This is a genomic window from Aestuariimicrobium sp. T2.26MG-19.2B (assembly GCF_950101875.1).
GTDB lineage: Bacteria > Actinomycetota > Actinomycetes > Propionibacteriales > Propionibacteriaceae > Aestuariimicrobium > Aestuariimicrobium kwangyangense.
The window spans coordinates 1867244-1883458 of record NZ_CATNLW010000001.1 but is presented as its reverse complement, the minus strand read 5'-3'; the positions used below and the strand labels follow the sequence as shown (position 1 = coordinate 1883458).

General features: G+C 66.7%; 12 protein-coding genes. 8 read left to right on the top strand and 4 right to left on the bottom strand.

All coding sequences use genetic code 11. The annotated features are described in order from the left end of the window. Positions 1–37: 37 nt before the first annotated feature. Entirely contained in the window at positions 38–1180 is a 1143-nt protein-coding gene (locus QQZ11_RS08320; RefSeq protein WP_284549801.1) for a GNAT family N-acetyltransferase, read from the top strand. Between the two features lie 25 nt (positions 1181–1205). Here the strand turns inward: QQZ11_RS08320 and map are convergent, their stop codons facing one another. From map to secY, 3 genes are read right to left on the bottom strand one after another with little or no spacing between them, the layout of a single operon-like run. Then, positions 1206–2054, bottom strand: coding sequence for a type I methionyl aminopeptidase (map, locus tag QQZ11_RS08315; protein ID WP_284549800.1), 849 nt, complete (start codon positions 2052–2054; stop codon positions 1206–1208). Positions 2055–2064: 10 nt separating this feature from the next. Beyond that, positions 2065–2640, bottom strand: a complete 576-nt coding sequence (locus tag QQZ11_RS08310) for an adenylate kinase (RefSeq protein ID WP_022910672.1) — start codon at positions 2638–2640, stop codon at positions 2065–2067. Then, positions 2637–3944 carry a preprotein translocase subunit SecY gene (gene secY / locus QQZ11_RS08305; RefSeq protein WP_022910671.1) on the bottom strand — a complete coding sequence of 436 codons (1308 nt, stop codon included), beginning with the start codon at positions 3942–3944 and terminating at the stop codon, positions 2637–2639. Before secY ends, QQZ11_RS08310 begins: the two co-directional genes overlap by 4 nt. A gap of 496 nt (positions 3945–4440) precedes the next feature. Here secY and QQZ11_RS08300 point away from each other — a divergent pair, with 496 nt between their 5' ends. The 7 genes from QQZ11_RS08300 to QQZ11_RS08270 all read left to right on the top strand — a co-directional run bounded on the left by QQZ11_RS08300 (position 4441) and on the right by QQZ11_RS08270 (position 15222). After that, a complete protein-coding gene (locus QQZ11_RS08300; RefSeq protein WP_284549798.1) occupies positions 4441–6306 on the top strand; it encodes an ABC transporter family substrate-binding protein in 1866 nt (621 codons plus the stop codon). A 296-nt stretch (positions 6307–6602) separates the two neighbouring features. Then, positions 6603–8123, top strand: a complete 1521-nt coding sequence (locus tag QQZ11_RS08295; RefSeq protein WP_284549796.1) for an ABC transporter permease — start codon at positions 6603–6605, stop codon at positions 8121–8123. Beyond that, positions 8120–9298 carry an ABC transporter permease gene (locus QQZ11_RS08290; protein WP_022910668.1) on the top strand — a complete coding sequence of 393 codons (1179 nt, stop codon included), beginning with the start codon at positions 8120–8122 and terminating at the stop codon, positions 9296–9298. The genes QQZ11_RS08295 and QQZ11_RS08290 overlap by 4 nt, the downstream gene beginning before the upstream one ends. Next, on the top strand, positions 9295–11226 hold the full coding sequence (locus tag QQZ11_RS08285) for an ABC transporter ATP-binding protein (RefSeq protein WP_284549795.1): 1932 nt from the start codon (positions 9295–9297) through the stop codon (positions 11224–11226). Before QQZ11_RS08290 ends, QQZ11_RS08285 begins: the two co-directional genes overlap by 4 nt. A 205-nt stretch (positions 11227–11431) precedes the next feature. Then, positions 11432–12997 carry a Re/Si-specific NAD(P)(+) transhydrogenase subunit alpha gene (locus QQZ11_RS08280; protein ID WP_284550198.1) on the top strand — a complete coding sequence of 522 codons (1566 nt, stop codon included), beginning with the start codon at positions 11432–11434 and terminating at the stop codon, positions 12995–12997. Continuing rightward, complete coding sequence (gene pntB / locus QQZ11_RS08275; protein ID WP_284549794.1) at positions 12994–14400, top strand: Re/Si-specific NAD(P)(+) transhydrogenase subunit beta; 1407 nt, start codon at positions 12994–12996, stop codon at positions 14398–14400. The genes QQZ11_RS08280 and pntB overlap by 4 nt, the downstream gene beginning before the upstream one ends. Before the next feature lie 159 nt (positions 14401–14559). Continuing rightward, complete coding sequence (locus QQZ11_RS08270) at positions 14560–15222, top strand: HAD family hydrolase (RefSeq protein ID WP_284549793.1); 663 nt, start codon at positions 14560–14562, stop codon at positions 15220–15222. 97 nt (positions 15223–15319) lie between these two features. Here QQZ11_RS08270 and QQZ11_RS08265 read toward each other — a convergent pair whose 3' ends face one another. After that, positions 15320–16192 (bottom strand): carbohydrate ABC transporter permease, encoded by an 873-nt coding sequence (locus tag QQZ11_RS08265; RefSeq protein ID WP_284549792.1) that lies wholly within the window; start codon positions 16190–16192, stop codon positions 15320–15322. Between the last annotated feature and the right edge of the window lie 23 nt (positions 16193–16215).

The window sequence follows — 16215 nt, the reverse complement described above, 5'->3', positions numbered from 1 at the left end:
CTCGCCAGGCCGTTGGTGCCCGACGCACACTGAGGGCGTGCAGAACAGCTACCACGTCGCCATGGCCGACCTTCCCCCGGTGGAGGCGGACGGTTCGTCACGCGATCCCGGAGTGCTCGACGGTTTGCTGCGAGCGGCGGTCGAGGTCGACAACCGGGCCTGGCGCGAGGTGTTCGGCCACGATGACTTCACCAACATTCCCGAGGCCTACCTTCAGTCACTCGCCCAACAGCAGAACGCCCGCAAGCGGCTGCTGCTCGCCCTCACCGGGCCCGTCTTCGCGTCCGGGCAGGAGGCCGGTCTGCCGCTGCTGCAGCCCCATGACGACCCGGGCGACGCGGTCGTGGTGGGCACCTGCATGATCATGCAGAGCCGCCACGACAATCTCCACCTGCTCGACGGCTTCGAGGTCACCGTCGACCCCGACCATCGTCGTCGCGGAGTCGGCACCATGTTGGTCCGAGCGGTGGAGACCGTCGCCCGTGACTGGGGGGTGGACACCCTGATCAGCTGGGGTACCCACGAGAACGGCGAAGGCCGGGACGACGCGCTGCACCCCAAGGAGGGTGCCTTCTCGATCGCTCGTGACGTGCCCGCCCTGTTCGCGCTCCGTCACGGGTTCTCGTTGGCCCAGTGCGAGCGGCACTCGGTGCAGAGGGTGCATGGAACGCAGGTGTCGGTCCCCCATCTCCCGCACGGTTACGAACTGGTGCAGTGGATCAACGAGACCCCCGAGGAACTGCTCGAGGCGAAGGCCCGGCTGAACCTGGCCATGAGCACCGACGTGCCCAAGGGTGAGCTCGAACTCGAGGACGAGGTGTGGACGGCGGACCGGGTCGCCTCGTCCGAGCGCGACACCTACCGCAACTGGATGGGCCTGAGCACCGCCGCACGCCAGGTGGAATCAGGAGAGCTGGCCGGCTACACCAACATCCGGCAGCGGCCACAGTTGCCCGCGGTCGCGTGGCAGGAGGTCACCATCGTGCTCGCCTCACACCGGGGCCACGGGCTGGGCGAACTGATGAAGGCTGCCAATCTCGAGTGGCTCCGCCGACAGTGGCCCGGAACCGAGCGGGTTCACACCTGGAACGCGGGCGAGAACCAGTGGATGCTCGCCATCAACGACCGCCTCGGCTACCAGGTGGCCTCGGTCGGGGGGGCTTGGCAGAAGAAGTTGTGAGCCCGGCCGTCCAGACGGCGTCGGTTCAGTCCGCGAGCGGGCCGAAGGGGATGCCGCGCTTGGTCAGCTCGGCCTCCCCGCCGTCCTCAAGGGTCAGCACCCAGACACCGGTGGCGGTGGGGGTGACGGTGTTCTCCCAGTGCGCGGCCCACGAGCTGTCGCGGGTCACGATCGTCCAGTCGTCCTCGAGTTCGGCGACGTCGCCGCTGCCCAGGGTGACCATGGGTTCGATCGCGATGGCGTGACCCTCGTTGAGCACGGGGCCGCGGCCACCGCGTCCGTGGTTGGGCACGTCGGGGTACATGTGCATCTCCGAACCGATGCCGTGTCCGGTGAAGTCCCGGATGATGCCGTAGCGGCGCCGGTGCGATGAGGTGGAGGCCTCGACCGCCGCCGAGATGTCGCCGATCCTGGCGCCCACCCGGGTGGCACCGATCCCGGCCCACATGGCCTCCTCGCCCACCCGCGAGAGTTCTCGGACCTCGTCCGACACCTCGCCGACGAGGAAGGTGCGGGCGGCATCTCCGTGCCACCCCTCGATGACGGCGCCGAAGTCGCACGAGACGATGTCACCCTCGGCGAGCACGCGGTCGCCGGGAATCCCGTGCACGACCTCCTCGTTCACCGAGATGCAGGCGACCCCCGGGAACGGCTGGATGCCCCAGTCGGCGCCGTAGCCCAGGAAGTTCGAGCTGGCCCCACGGGCGGCCAGGATCTCGCGTCCGATCTGGTCGAGTTCGCGGGTGCTGATGCCGGGCCTCACCTCGGCGGCGAGGGTGCGGAGCACCTCGTCGACGACCAGCCCGGCCCTGCGCATCAGCTTGAGCTGATCGGGGGTCTTGCGCTCGAAGGTCGGCTTGCGCAGGCTCCGCATGGGAAGCTCCTCAGGCCCCGGCGAGCTCGTCGAGCACGGCGAAGATGCGCTTCGAGACCTCGTCGACCGAGCCCACACCGTCGATCTCCTCGAGCAGACCCCGCTCGCGGTAGACCGCGAGCAGCGGCTCGGTCTCGTTGGCGTACACCTTCATCCGGTTGCGGATGGTCTGCTCGTTGTCGTCGGAGCGTCCGTCCTTCTCGGCGCGGTCGAGCAGGCGGGTGACCAACTGTTCCGGGTCGACCACCAATGAGACGACCGCGTCGAGGCTCTGGCCCGACTCGTCCAGCATGGTGTCGAGTGCGGCCACCTGGGAGAGCTTGCGCGGGTAGCCGTCGAGCAGCCAACCAGCCGCGACGTCGTCGGCCTTGAGCCGGTTCGACACGATCTCGTCGGTGATCTCGTCGGAGACCAGTTCGCCGGAGTCCATGATCTGCTTGACCTGCTGGCCCAGTTCACTGCCGGAGGCCATCTCGGCGCGGAAGATGGCGCCGGTCGAGATGGTGGGAATGCCCACGTGCTCGGCGATGCGGGTCGCCTGGGTTCCCTTGCCGGCGCCGGGGGCGCCCACGATCAGCAGTCTCACTTGAGGAATCCTTCGTAGTTGTGCTGTTGCAGCTTGCTCTCGATCTGCTTCACGGTGTCGAGCGCGACACCGACGATGATCAGGATGCTGGTGCCGCCGAACGGCATCGACTGGGTGGCCTTCATCAACACGAACGCCAGGGTGGGAATGAGCGAGATCACCCCGAGGTAGAGCGAACCGGGGGCGGTGAGCCGGCTCAGCACGTAGGCGAGATAGTCCTCGGTGGGCTTGCCGGCCCTGATACCGGGGATGAAGCCGCCGTACTTCTTCATGTTGTCCGAGATCTCGACGGGGTTGAACGTGATCGACACGTAGAAGTAGCAGAACGCCACGATCAACACGAAGAAGATGAGGTTGTACAGCCAGTGGTCGCCGCGGACGAAGTTGGCCGCGATCCACTGTGACTCGGGACGCGACGGCCGGAAGGTCGAGTACAGCACCGGCAGGTACAGCACCGACGAGGCGAAGATGACCGGGATGACACCGGACTGGTTGACCTTGAGCGGGATGTAGGTCGAGGTGCCGCCGACCAGTCGACGACCGACCATGCGCTTGGCGTACTGCACGGGGATGCGACGCTGTGCCTGTTCCACGAAGACCACGGCCGCCATCACCAGCAGGGCCACGGCGATCACGGCGCCGAACATCAGCCAGCCCTGGGCGCCCGGGCGAAGGTTCTTGACTCCCCAGATCGAGGTCGGGAACGCAGCGGCGATCTGGGTGAAGATCATCACCGACATGCCGTTGCCGACGCCGCGCTCGGTGATCAGCTCGCCCATCCACATGATGAGTCCGGTGCCGGCGGTCATGGTCAGCACCATCACCACGACGGCGAAGATGCCCTGGTCGTAGACGATGCCGTCACAGCCGGGCAGCAACTGACCCGAGACGGCCATGGTGACGAAGGCCGTCGCGTTCAGCACCGCGAGCACCAGCGTCAGGTAGCGCGTGTACTGGGTGATGGTCTGCTGACCGGAGGCGCCCTCCTTCTTCAGGGCCTCGAGTCGCGGCACCACCACGGTCAGCAACTGCAGGATGATCGAGGCCGTGATGTAGGGCATGATGCCCAGCGCGAAGATGGCCAGGCGGAGCAGGGCGCCACCCGAGAAGAGGTTGATCAGCGAGTAGAGCCCGGCCTGTTGGCCCGCCTCGGCGAGCTGACGGCACTCGTCGATACGACTCATGTTGACGTTGGGCACCGGCACGACCGAACCGAGTCGGAAGATGGCCAGGATGAACAGGGTGAACAGGAGCTTCTTTCGAAGGTCCGCCGTCCTGAACGCGTTGACGAAGGCGGAAAGCATCCGGGCCGACTCCACTCGTTTGTCTGTCTGGTCTGTTGCTGCACTGATTCTGCTGGTGCACTGATTCTGCTGGTGCACTGATTCTGTAGCGCCCTGATCGGGGACGTGCCCCGATCGGGGTGATGAACTGCTCCGGGTGGTCCACGCACGATCGCGCGACGGGTCCACGCGTGGAACAACGCCTTGGCAGCATACCTTGGGGGCCGACAATCCCCACATCGTCCGACCGGTTCCGGGCCACGTCCTCCGGCGGACGACGGCCCGTGACGGTACCGGCGGTACCCGATCTCGCGACGGGCCCCCCCGCGAGCCCGAGACCTCGACGTGACAACCGCACACACTTGGGTTGCAACTGCGTAACGATCCCCCTTCCGGGGCGGTCGTGGGCTGGCCCGCAAGCCGATTGGGCTACTAACTTCACAATCACCAACAACGACCGGGGACGACTGCCCGCTTGCGCGCGCCATCGATCCTCGGCCTCACCCTTGGAGGAACCTTGAGCAAGAAGCTCATTGGAGCCGCCGCTGTTCTGTGCGCGGCAGCGCTCACGGCCAGTGCCTGCTCCGCACCCGAACGCAAGTCGGACACGCCCAGCTCCTCGGCCACCTCGTCCACCTCGACCTCGGCCTCGGCCAGCACCGGCGGGGAAGCCACCGGTTCGCTGACGGTGTTGTGGAACCAGTACTTCTATGCCCTGAACTCGGCCACCAGCTTCGGCAACAACGTGACCAACTCGCTGATCACCTACTCGACGGGTTCGGCCGCCTGGTACTACGACAAGGACCTCAAGAAGGTCAAGGACGAGTCGTTCGCCACCTACGAGAAGGTCAGCGACTCCCCCCTGACGGTCAAGGAGACCCTGAAGGACACCGCCACCTGGTCGGACGGCGTCCCGGTCCAGGCCTGTGACCTGATCCTCGCCTACGGCGCCCAGTCGACCCTGTTCAACACCGCCGAGGGCGCGTCGAACGAGGAGACCGGCAAGGTCGACCAGAAGGGTGGCGTCTACTTCGACTCCTCCTCCGAGGCCTGGAAGCTGATCAAGGACTTCCCCGAGGTCGGTGACAACGGCAAGTCCGTCACCTACAAGTACTCCGCCCCCTACGGCGACTGGGAGTACGCGCTGTTCTCGAACGGTGCTGGTCTGCCCGCCCACATCATCGGTAAGAAGGCCCTCGGCGCTGCCGACGACCAGGCCGGCTGTGACGCGGTGACCAAGGCCTTCAAGGACAAGGACAAGACGGCCCTCGCCAAGATCGCCGACGTCTGGAACGGTTCCTACAACTTCACCGCCATGCCTTCCGACAAGGACCTGTTGGTCACCAACGGCCCTTACGTCATCAAGGACATGAAGGACAAGCAGTCCCTCACCATGACGGCCAACCCTGAGTACAAGGGCACCCGCAAGCCGAAGATCAAGGACATCACCGTCGTCTACAACGAGGACCCCACCGCTTCGGCGCAGGCCCTCAAGAACGGCGAGGTCTCGATCATCGAGCCCCAGGCGACCGCTGACCTGCTGAAGTCGCTCCAGGGCAACGAGAAGATCGAGGTGCTCACCGGCACCACCGCCACCTACGAGCACGTCGACCTGCAGATGAAGAACGGTGGCCCCTTCGACCCGGCCAAGTACGGCGGCGACGCCGAGAAGGCCAAGAAGGTTCGCCAGGCATTCCTGCTGACCATTCCCCGTCAGCAGATCGTCGACACCCTGATCAAGCCGCTGAACCCCGACGCCAAGGTGCGTGACTCGTTCAACGTCACTCCCGGCACCCCCGCCTACGACGCCACCGTCGCCGGCAACGGTCTCTCGGCCGCCTACGGCAAGGTCGACATCGCCAAGGCGAAGTCGCTCCTGCAGGAGGCCGGTGTCTCCAACCTCAAGGTTCGTCTGCTCTACGCCAAGTCGAACCCCCGCCGCCAGCAGGAGTACGCGCTGATCGCGGCGTCGGCCAAGCAGGCCGGCATCGAGGTCATCAACGGCGGTGACGACGACTGGTCGAACAAGCTGGGCACCCCGAACGTCTACGACGCCTCGCTGTTCGCCTGGGCCTCCAACAACGACGCCGTCACCGGCGCCGCGGCCAACTTCGTCCCCAAGGGTCAGAACAACTTCGGCAACTACAACAGCCCCGAGGTCGGGAAGATGTACACCGAGATGAACTCCCTGACCGACAAGGCCAAGCAGGACGAGCTGAACATCAAGATCGAGAAGCAGCTCGTGGACGACGCCTTCGGCACCGTCCTCTTCCAGCACCCGGGCATCGACGCCTACGACAAGACCAAGGTCAAGAACGTGTCGCAGATGTCGTTCGTTCCCTACTACTTCTGGAACGTGTGGGACTGGGAGTTGGTCGGCTGATCAAGCCAGACTGACCGACACCTGATGTCACGGCAGCGGGGCGCTCTCGAGAGGGCGCCCCGCTGTCATGTTCCTGAAACAATCCCCTGTCATACTCCACACGACCCGACACCATCGGACGAGCACTTCCCGCGGCCCTGCGACCGCGGCCGCCAGGCGAAGCCCACACAGTCTCGGCTTGACGAGGACGCCTTGCATGGTGTGGGGTCGCTCACACGCCCTGTCCAACTGGTGGGCAGCCCCGGCTGCCCCCGGTACGGCTCCGGGGCGTCCGCGACACGAAGGACCGCCAACCGATGATTCGATTCCTCGCCCGACGACTGCTGACCGCAATCGGGCTGCTGCTGGTTCTGTCATTCATGATGTACGCGTTGCTCAGCATCGCCATGGACCCGCTGGATGACCTGCGCATCTCGACAGCGCTGAACAAGCAAGACCTGATCAACTCCCGCATCCGGGCGCTGCACCTGGACTGGCCGTGGTACCGCCGCTACGCGAGCTGGGTCATCCACGTGCTGCAGGGTGACTTCGGCATGGCATGGCGAACCCAACAGCATGTCAACGACATCCTCCCCGGGGCCGTCAAGACCTCGGTGCAGTTGGTCTTCGCAGCCACCGTGCTGGCCCTGCTGATCGGTGTCACCGTCGGTGTGATCTCGGCCCTTCGTCAGTACACGAGCTTCGACTACGCGATCACCTTCGTCTCGTTCGTGCTCTACTCGCTGCCGGTCTTCTGGGTGGCCGTGCTGCTCAAGCAGTTCCTGGCCATCGGCGTGAACGACTACCTGGTCAAACCGCACATCATGTGGCCCCTGGCCATCGTCCTGGCGCTCGTCTCGGCCCTGTTCTGGGCCGGTGCACTGGGCGGCGAGACGCGCCGCAAGGTGATCACCTTCGCTGTCGCCTTCGTCGCCTCGCTGGCCGCACTGCTCGTCGTGATGGGCACCAACTGGATCAACGAACCGCAGTTCGGCCCCCTCGGCATCGCCGTCATCGGCATCGCTGCCGCGCTCGGCATCACCGCCCTGTTCGCCGGCATGCACAACCGTCGCGCCCTCTACGCCGCCCTGACCACAGCCGTCGTCGGCGTCGGCAGCTACCTGGGACTGCGGTGGTTCTTCTTCCTGTACTCCGTCAACGACGGAATCCTGTTCGTGCTGCTGCTGATCGCCATCGGTGTCGGCCTGTTGATCGGCTTCCTGTGGGGTGGCCCCGACCGCGGGGTCTCGATGCGCGGCGGTGCGCTGGTGGCCCTGGTGATGTCGGTGGCCGTCTGGCTCGACCAGTTGATGTGGAACTACCCCGACTACTTCAAGGCGCTGGGTGGACGTCCCATCCCCACCATGGGCACCTCCACCCCGAACTTCACCGGTGACTACTGGTTGACCTCACTCGACCGGATCACGCACCTGGTGCTGCCCACCATCGCCCTGGTGATGATCTCGTTCGCCGGCTACGTGCGCTACGAGCGCGGCGCCATGCTCGAGGTGCTCGGCCAGGACTACATTCGCACGGCCCGCTCCAAGGGGCTGCCCGAGCGGGTCGTCATCGTCCGCCACGCCCTGCGCAACGCGCTGATGCCGCTCGCCTCGATCGTGCCGCCCGACTTCATCGCGATGATCGGTGGCGCCGTGCTGACCGAGACCATCTTCGGATGGCGCGGCATGGGCCGCATGTTCATCGAGGGCCTGCGCGGCTCCGAGGTCGACCCCGTCATGATCTACGTCATGATCACCGGCGGTCTGGCCATGGTCGCCAACCTGCTGGCCGACCTGCTCTACGCCCTTCTCGACCCACGAATCCGGGTGAACGCATGACCAACAATCCCAACCTCGACGACCTCGAGAACCAGCGGGCCCAAGGCGGCCTCGGCGCCGGCACCGTGTCGGAGACCAGCGCCATCGACGAGTCCCACGGACGCGGGGAGGGCGTCGGCGAAGCCCAGGAAGTGCAGGGGCTCTCGCAGGGAACGATCGTCTTCCGCCGCTTCGTGCGCCACTCCGGGGCCCTGTTCGGCATGGTCACGATCACCGCGATCGCCCTGCTGAGCCTGATCACGATGGGGATCGGTCCGATCCACGGCCTGTGGTGGGAGCAGGACCCCCAGAACCCGCACACCCCCGAGAACGGCTCCGCCCCCACCCTGCACATGCCCAAGTGGTTGGGTGGTGAGGGATTCGCCATCGGCAAATTCCCCTTCGGCCAGGACACCATCGGCCGTGACAACTTCGCGAACGTCATGCTGGGCATCCAGACCTCGCTGACGGTGATGATCGTGCTGAGCATCGTCGTGCTGCTGATCGGCACCACCGTCGGGGCCCTCTCGGGTTACTACCGCGGCCGCATCGACAACGTGCTGATGCGTCTGACGGACCTCGTCATCACCCTGCCGGTGATCGTGCTGGGCGCCGTCCTGGGCCGCCTGATCACCGTGCTCCCCACCAAGTGGGGCTGGTCGGACTCCACCAAGGGTCTCCTCGACCGATGGATGCCCGTCGAGTTGGCGATCGCGCTGGGACTGATCCTGTGGACCGGACTCGCGCGCCTCGTCCGCTCGGAATTCCTGAGCCTGCGCGAACGCGAATTCGTCGACTCGGCCCGGGTGGCGGGTGCCAGCGACTTCCGGATCATCACCAAGCACATCCTGCCCAACACGATGGGCGTCATCATCGTGAACGTCTCGCTGCTGATGGCCGCCTCGGTCGTGCTCGAGACCGCCCTGTCGTTCCTCGGCTTCGGCATCAGCTACCCCGCCGTGTCGCTGGGCCAGCTCATCAGCCAGAACCAGACCGCCTTCGACACCCGTCCGTGGTTGTTCTGGTGGCCGGGTCTGTTCATCGTGCTGATCGCGCTCAGCGTGAACTTCATCGGTGACGGTCTGCGCGACGCGTTCGACCCCCGGACGAAGAAGGTGCCGAGCAAGCGGCAGATGGACAGGCAGTCCAACCGGACCCTGAAGAGCCAGGCCTCGCAGAAGGGAGCGTCGAAGTGAACGACGACATGTTGCACGCGGGCGAACCCGCCGAGGACGTGGCCAGCAGCGCGCCGCGCCACGCCTCCACCACCGAGGGCCCGGAGAGCGAGTCGGACACCTCGTTCGAGCGGGAGGACCGTGCCCGCAGTGAACACGACCTCGGCACCGCAGCCGCCAAGCGCACGTCGCGTGGCAGCAAGGGACCCGAGCCGGTGCAGCGCGGAGAGGTGATCCTCGACGTCAACGACCTGTCGGTCAACTTCTGGGTGAACGGCGACTGGTTCGCTGCCGCCAAGGGACTGTCGTACCAGCTCAAGGCCGGCGAGGTGCTCGCCATCGTGGGCGAGTCGGGGTCAGGCAAGACCCAGTCGTCCATGTCGCTGCTCGGCCTGCTCCCCCGCAACGGACGAGCCTCGGGCTCGGCGAAGCTGCGCGGCACCGAGCTGATCGACATCAGCGCCGAGAAGCTGCGCCACATCCGCGGACGCGAGATCGCGGTCATCTTCCAGGAACCGATGACGGCGCTCAACCCGCTGTACACGGTCGGGTTCCAGATCGCCGAGACGCTGCGCGCGCACTTCGTGATGAGCCCCGCCCACGCCAAGGAGCGCGCTCTCGAGCTGATGCGGCTGGTCGAGATCCCCGAACCCGAGCGTCGCTACAACAACTTCCCGCACCAGCTCTCCGGTGGTCAGCGTCAGCGCATCATGATCGCCCAGGCCCTGTCGTGTGAGCCGAAGTTGCTGATCGCCGACGAGCCGACCACCGCGCTCGACGTGACGGTGCAGGCCGAGATCCTGAAGCTGATGCGTGACCTGCGTGAACGGGTCGACGCGGGCATCATCCTGATCACCCACGACATGGGCGTGGTGGCCGACATGGCCGACACGATCATCGTCATGAAGGACGGCGTGGTCGTCGAGCACGGCACCTCGCAGCAGATCTTCGGGGACCCGCAGCACCCCTACACGCGGCAGTTGCTCGCGTCGGTGCCGCACCTCGGCTCGATCAACGAGGAGGCGATCGAGCAGGTCGACGCATCCCAACTGAGTTCGCGGACGCTGGTGAAGGTGGGCGAGAACGCGATTCCGCTCACCGACGGCCCCGCCGACGTCACCCCGGCGTTGCTGATGGAGGACGTCGCCATCGAGTACCCCAAGCAGGGACGCAACCCTGCCTTCCGCGCGGCGCACCACATCAACCTGCGGGTCGATCCCGGTGAGGTCGTGGGGCTGGTGGGTGAATCCGGTTCCGGCAAGACCACCATCGGACGAGCCGCGGTGGCCCTGCTCCCCGCGGTCGAGGGTAAGTTGTCGGTGGCCGGACGAGACATCACCCACGCGACCCAGAAGGAGCTGTTGCCCTTCCGCCGCGAGGTCGGGATCGTGTTCCAGGACCCCGGGTCGTCGCTCAATCCCCGCCTGCCCGTGGGCGAGTCGATCGGCGAGCCGCTGCTGCTGCACGAGAAGCTCCGCGGCCAGGAGTTGTCGAAGCGGGTGGAGGCGCTCCTCGACAGCGTCCAGCTGCCGCGCGCCATGCGCAACCGCTACCCGCATGAGCTCTCGGGTGGTCAGCGCCAGCGCATCGGTATCGCACGCTCGCTGGCCCTGCAGCCCAAGTTGCTGATCGCCGACGAGCCGACCTCGGCTCTCGACGTGTCGGTGCAGGCCACCGTGCTGAAGCTCTTCCAGGACCTGCAGGCCGAGTACGGCTTCGCGTGCCTGTTCATCAGTCACGACCTGGCCGTGGTCGAGATGCTCTCGAAGCGGATCGCCGTGATGCGTCACGGCCACCTGGTCGAGGTGGGTCCGACGAACGAGATCGTCCGTCGCCCCCAGCACGAGTACACCCAGCGCCTGCTGGCCGCCGTGCCGGTGCCGGACCCCGACGAGCAGCGCAAGCGCCGCGAACTGCGCGACCAGATCATGGCCGACCAGATCAGCTGAGCCACGATCTGCGTGCGGTCGTTCCTGCCGGGCCGTCCTCCTTCGGGAGGGCGGCCCGGTTCGCGTGGGGGACGCCCCGGGGATGCTGGACCCGCATCGGGTGAGGCCACCCTCGGTGACGGGCCTCACATTCGGGTACCCCGGCACTCCCCCGGCGCTGGCGGCCACTAGGGTCGACCTGTCGGCCGGACGTCCAGGAGGTTCCATGCTGATCGGCATCCCGCGGGAGATCCGCCCCGCCCAGACCCGGGTGGCGGCAACCCCAGCCACGGCCACCCAGTTGATCAAGCTCGGCCACGAGGTGGTCGTCGAACGAGGCGCCGGAGCCCAGGCCGCCTTCCCCGATGCGGCCTACGAGGCTGTCGGAGCCAGCTTGGTCGAGGCCGACCATGCCTGGCGCGCCGAGATCGTGTTCTCGGTCGACAGCCCCACCGACGAACAACTCGGATGGCTCCGCCCCGGCAGCCTGCTGGTCTCGACCCTGGACCCCGCGGCGCACCCGGACCTCGTCGCTCGACTGGCGGCCGATGGAGTGACGGCCATGTCGCTCGACGCCGTCCCGCGCATCTCCAGGGCCCAGTCGCTCGACGTGCTCTCCTCGATGGCCAACCTGGCCGGCTACCGCGCCATCATCGAGGCGGCCGAGCACTTCGGTGGCGTCTTCAACGGCCAGGTGACGGCCGCAGGCAAGATGCCACCCGCCCATGTCTTCGTGGTCGGTGCCGGCGTCGCCGGTCTGGCAGCCATCGGGACGGCCGGCTCGTTGGGTGCCGAGGTGCGCGCCTTCGACGTTCGCCCCGAGGTGGCCGAACAGATCGAGTCGATGGGAGCCGACTTCGTCCGCGTCGACGCCGTCGACAGCGAGATCTCCTCCGACGGGTACGCCCGCGGCATGAGTGCCGAACAGGCCGAGGTGGCCGCTCGCATGTACGCCGCCGAGTCAGCGCGTGCCGACATCGTGGTCACCACTGCCCAGGTGCGGGGCAAGCCCGCTCCCCTGCTGATCACCGACGAGATGATCGCGGCGATGCGCCCCGGCAGCGTGATCGTCGACCTCGCGGCCTCGACGGGCGGCAACGCCGCCCTGACCAAGGTCGACGAGATCGTCGTCTCCGACAACCAGGTCACGGTGATCGGCATCAGCGACCTGGCCGCCCGGCTGCCGAGGCAGGCCTCGGAACTGGTCGGCACCAACCTGGTGAACCTGATGAAGCTGCTCACCCCCGCCAAGGACGGCGCGGTCGTGATCGACCTGGAGGACCAGGTGATCCGTTCGATGACCGTCAGCCACGCAGGCGACGTCTTGTGGCCGCCGCCCCCCGTGCACGTGTCCGCGGCACCAGCCGTGGTCCCCCGGACGACCGTGGTCGCACCGGTTGAGGACCCGCAGGTGCTGGCGCGGCGCAAGCGTCAGCGCACCCTCTACGGTGGCGGGCTGGTGCTGGTGCTCTTCGCTCTGGTCGGGGCCGTGTCGCCCCTGCCGCTGCTCGCCCACTGGCTGGTGCTGATGCTGGCCGTGGTGACGGGCTTCTATGTGATCTCGAACGTCTCCCACGCCCTGCACACCCCGTTGATGGCTGAGACCAATGCCATCTCGGGCATCATCATGGTCGGCGCGCTGCTACAGGTCGGGTCGGCCAACTGGGCGGTCACGGTCGTCGCCATGGCCGCCATCCTGCTGGCCTCGGTCAACATCGCCGGCGGCTTCATCGTGACCCGCAAGATGCTCAACATGTTCCGCTCCGGCCACACCCAGGAGGCCTCCAAGTGACCGCCGAATCGCTGGTGCAGACCACCTTCATCATCGCGGCGCTGCTGTTCATCCTCGCCCTGGCCGGGCTGAGCCGGCACGAGTCGGCACGGATGGGCAACCTGGCGGGCATGGTCGGCATGACCTTGGCGGGGGTGGCCACCGTGGGATACGCCCTCACCCACTCCCAGCGCGGGATCCCGCTCACGCTCGTCCTGCTGGTGGTCCCGTTGTTGATCGGTTCGGCCATCGGGCTCTGGTTGGCACTGCGGGTGCAGATGACGGGCATGCCCCAACTGATCGCGATGCTGCACTCCTTCGTGGGTCTGGCCGCGGTGTTGGTGGGCTTCAGCTCCTTCCTCGACACGGCCGCATCCACCGGTGGCTCCGAGACCGCACACCTGGTCGAGGTGGGCGTGGGCGTACTGATCGGCGCCTACACCTTCACCGGTTCGGTGGTCGCCTACGGCAAACTGAGTGGACGACTGGCGGGTCGTCCCCTGATGCTTCCGGGACGTACCTGGCTGAACCTCGCTGCCTTCCTCGCCTCCGTGGCCGCCATCGTGTGGCTGGTGATGGCTCCCCATGGCCAGGGACTGTGGCCCCTGGGCCTGGTGACGCTGTTGGGGTTCGCCCTGGGCTGGCACATGGTCTCGTCCATCGGTGGTGGTGACATGCCAGTCGTGGTGTCGATGCTGAACTCGTGGTCGGGCTGGGCTGCCGCGGCCGCCGGCTTCATGCTGGGCAATGACCTGCTGATCGTCACGGGTGCCCTGGTGGGGTCGTCCGGTGCCATCCTGAGCTACCTGATGTGCAAGGCCATGAACCGCTCGTTCATCTCGGTGATCCTGGGCGGTTTCGGAGAGGGAGCAACCGTCTCCGGGGTCGATCGCGACTACGGGGAGCACCGGGAGGTGTCAGCGTCCGAGGTGGCCGCACTGCTGCGCGACGCGCAGTCGGTGGTGATCACCCCCGGTTACGGCATGGCAGTGGCGCAGGCGCAGTACCCCGTTGCGGAGCTCACCCGACAACTGCGGGCCCGTGGCATCAAGGTCAGGTTCGGCATCCACCCCGTCGCCGGACGCCTGCCGGGGCACATGAACGTGCTGCTGGCCGAGGCCAAGGTGCCCTACGACATCGTGCTCGAGATGGACGAGATCAACGATGACTTCAGCGACACCGACGTGGTGCTCGTGATCGGCGCCAATGACACCGTCAACCCAGCCGCTCTGGACGAGCCGGACTCCCCCATCGCCGGTATGCCGGTGCTCGAGGTGTGGAAGGCCGAGACCGTCGTCGTGTTCAAGCGCTCGATGAATGCCGGGTACGCGGGGGTGCAGAACCCACTGTTCTTCCGGGAGAACACCGTGATGCTGTTCGGTGACGCCAAGGACCGGGTCACCGACATCATCGCCGCCCTCTGAGCCGTCCCTTCCTGGGCAGGACCCAGCGGCCCCTGCGGCTGCCCTGGCCGCCAGGATCACCACGGTGGCTCGACCAACCCCCCGTTTCGGAGCGTTGGTCGAGCCACCGTGGTGATCGTGGCGTCGGGCCAACCAGTCCGCGGTCGATAGGCTCGCCGGGTGCCGACCTTGTACGCAGACCTCGACAACACCATCGCCGACCGCGCCGGCGCCTACCGGGCGTGGGCCGTCGACTACCTGGCCGAGCGCGGGGCCGACCCAAGCCTCGTCGATGCGATGGTCGCCGCCGACCGCGACGGGCTGGGCCGCAAGCAGGACACGGTGGACGACCTCACCCGGCTGCTCGACCTGGACCCCGAGGAGTCGGAGCAGATCCTCGACCGGTTCCGCGCCGGCATCGTGGATCGCCTCACGTTGGTGGACGGTGCCGCCGACGCCTTGTCCGCGATCCGCGCGGCAGGCTGGCGCATCGTGATCGTGACGAACGGGGCGACCGCTCAACAGACCGCGAAGATCGAACGTCTGCACCTGGCAGACCTGGTGGATGGCTGGGTGATCAGTGAGGCGGCCGGTGTGTCCAAGCCGGATCCTGAGATCTTCACGCGGGCGGCCGCGGTGGTCGGCCAGCAGATCGGCATGGACGACTGGATGGTGGGCGACTCGGCCGAGTCCGACGTGGCCGGTGCGAGAGCCGTCGGCATGAGGTCGATCTGGCTCACCCGGGGACGGCCCTGGCCCGCAGGGCTCGAGGAGCCGACGCTGGCGGTCGACACCTGGGACGAGGTGGCCGCCGCTGTGCTCGGCACGACGATTACCGGCTGACGGCGCCGGTTGCCCGGCGCCCGTGATGCGCCCTCACGACGCAGCAGGGGCCGCACTCGGCTGAGTGCGGCCCCTGCTGTGGTGTGGGATCGGGCGATCAGGTCTTCGACCCCGAGAGCGCGATGCCCTCGACGATCTGACGCTGAGCGAAGATGAACACGATCAGCAGGGGCAGCGCCGACAGGGTCGCCGCGGCCATGATGCCGGTCCAGTTCGACGAGTACGCGCCCTTGAACTGGTTGACCACCAGCGGCAGCGTGAACTTGTCGGAGCTGTTCAGGAAGATCAACGGGTAGAAGAAGTTGTTCCACTGCCCCAGGAAGGTGAAGATGCCGAGCGCCACCATCGGTGACTTGAGCAGCGGCAGGATCATCTGCGTGAAGATGCGGAACCTCGAGGCACCGTCGATCTGTGCCGCCTCCTCCAGTTCCACGGGGATGCCGCGCACGTACTGACGCAACAGGAACACCCCGAAGGCGTTGAAGAGGATCGGCGGGACGATCAGGGGCAGGTGGGTGTCGACCCACTTGAGCTGACCCATGATGATGAACAGCGGGATGATGGTCAGCTGGGCTGGCACCATCATCGTGGCCAGGAACAGCATGAACCAGAATCCGCGCCCGAAGAAGCGGATGCGAGCGAAGGCGTAGGCCGCCATCGAGCTGGTCAGCAGGGTGCCGAGGGTGACGAGGGTGGCGATGTAGAAGCTGTTCCAGAACGCCAACGGGAAGCCGGAGCTCCACCATTGACCACCTGCGGACGCCTGGTCGAAAGCGTCGGTGTAGTTGCTCCACTTCCAGTGCCAGGGCGCTCCTGCCGGCAGCAGCTTCGGAGGTTGCTGGAAGATCTCGTCGAGCGGCTTGACCGACGAGAAGAGCATCCACAGGAACGGCAGCGCCATGAAGATGCTGGCCACAGCCATGAGGACTTGGATGATCCACAGGGCGGGGTTGCGCCAGGCGCGACTCATGCGATGGCCCTTGACGGGCTGGT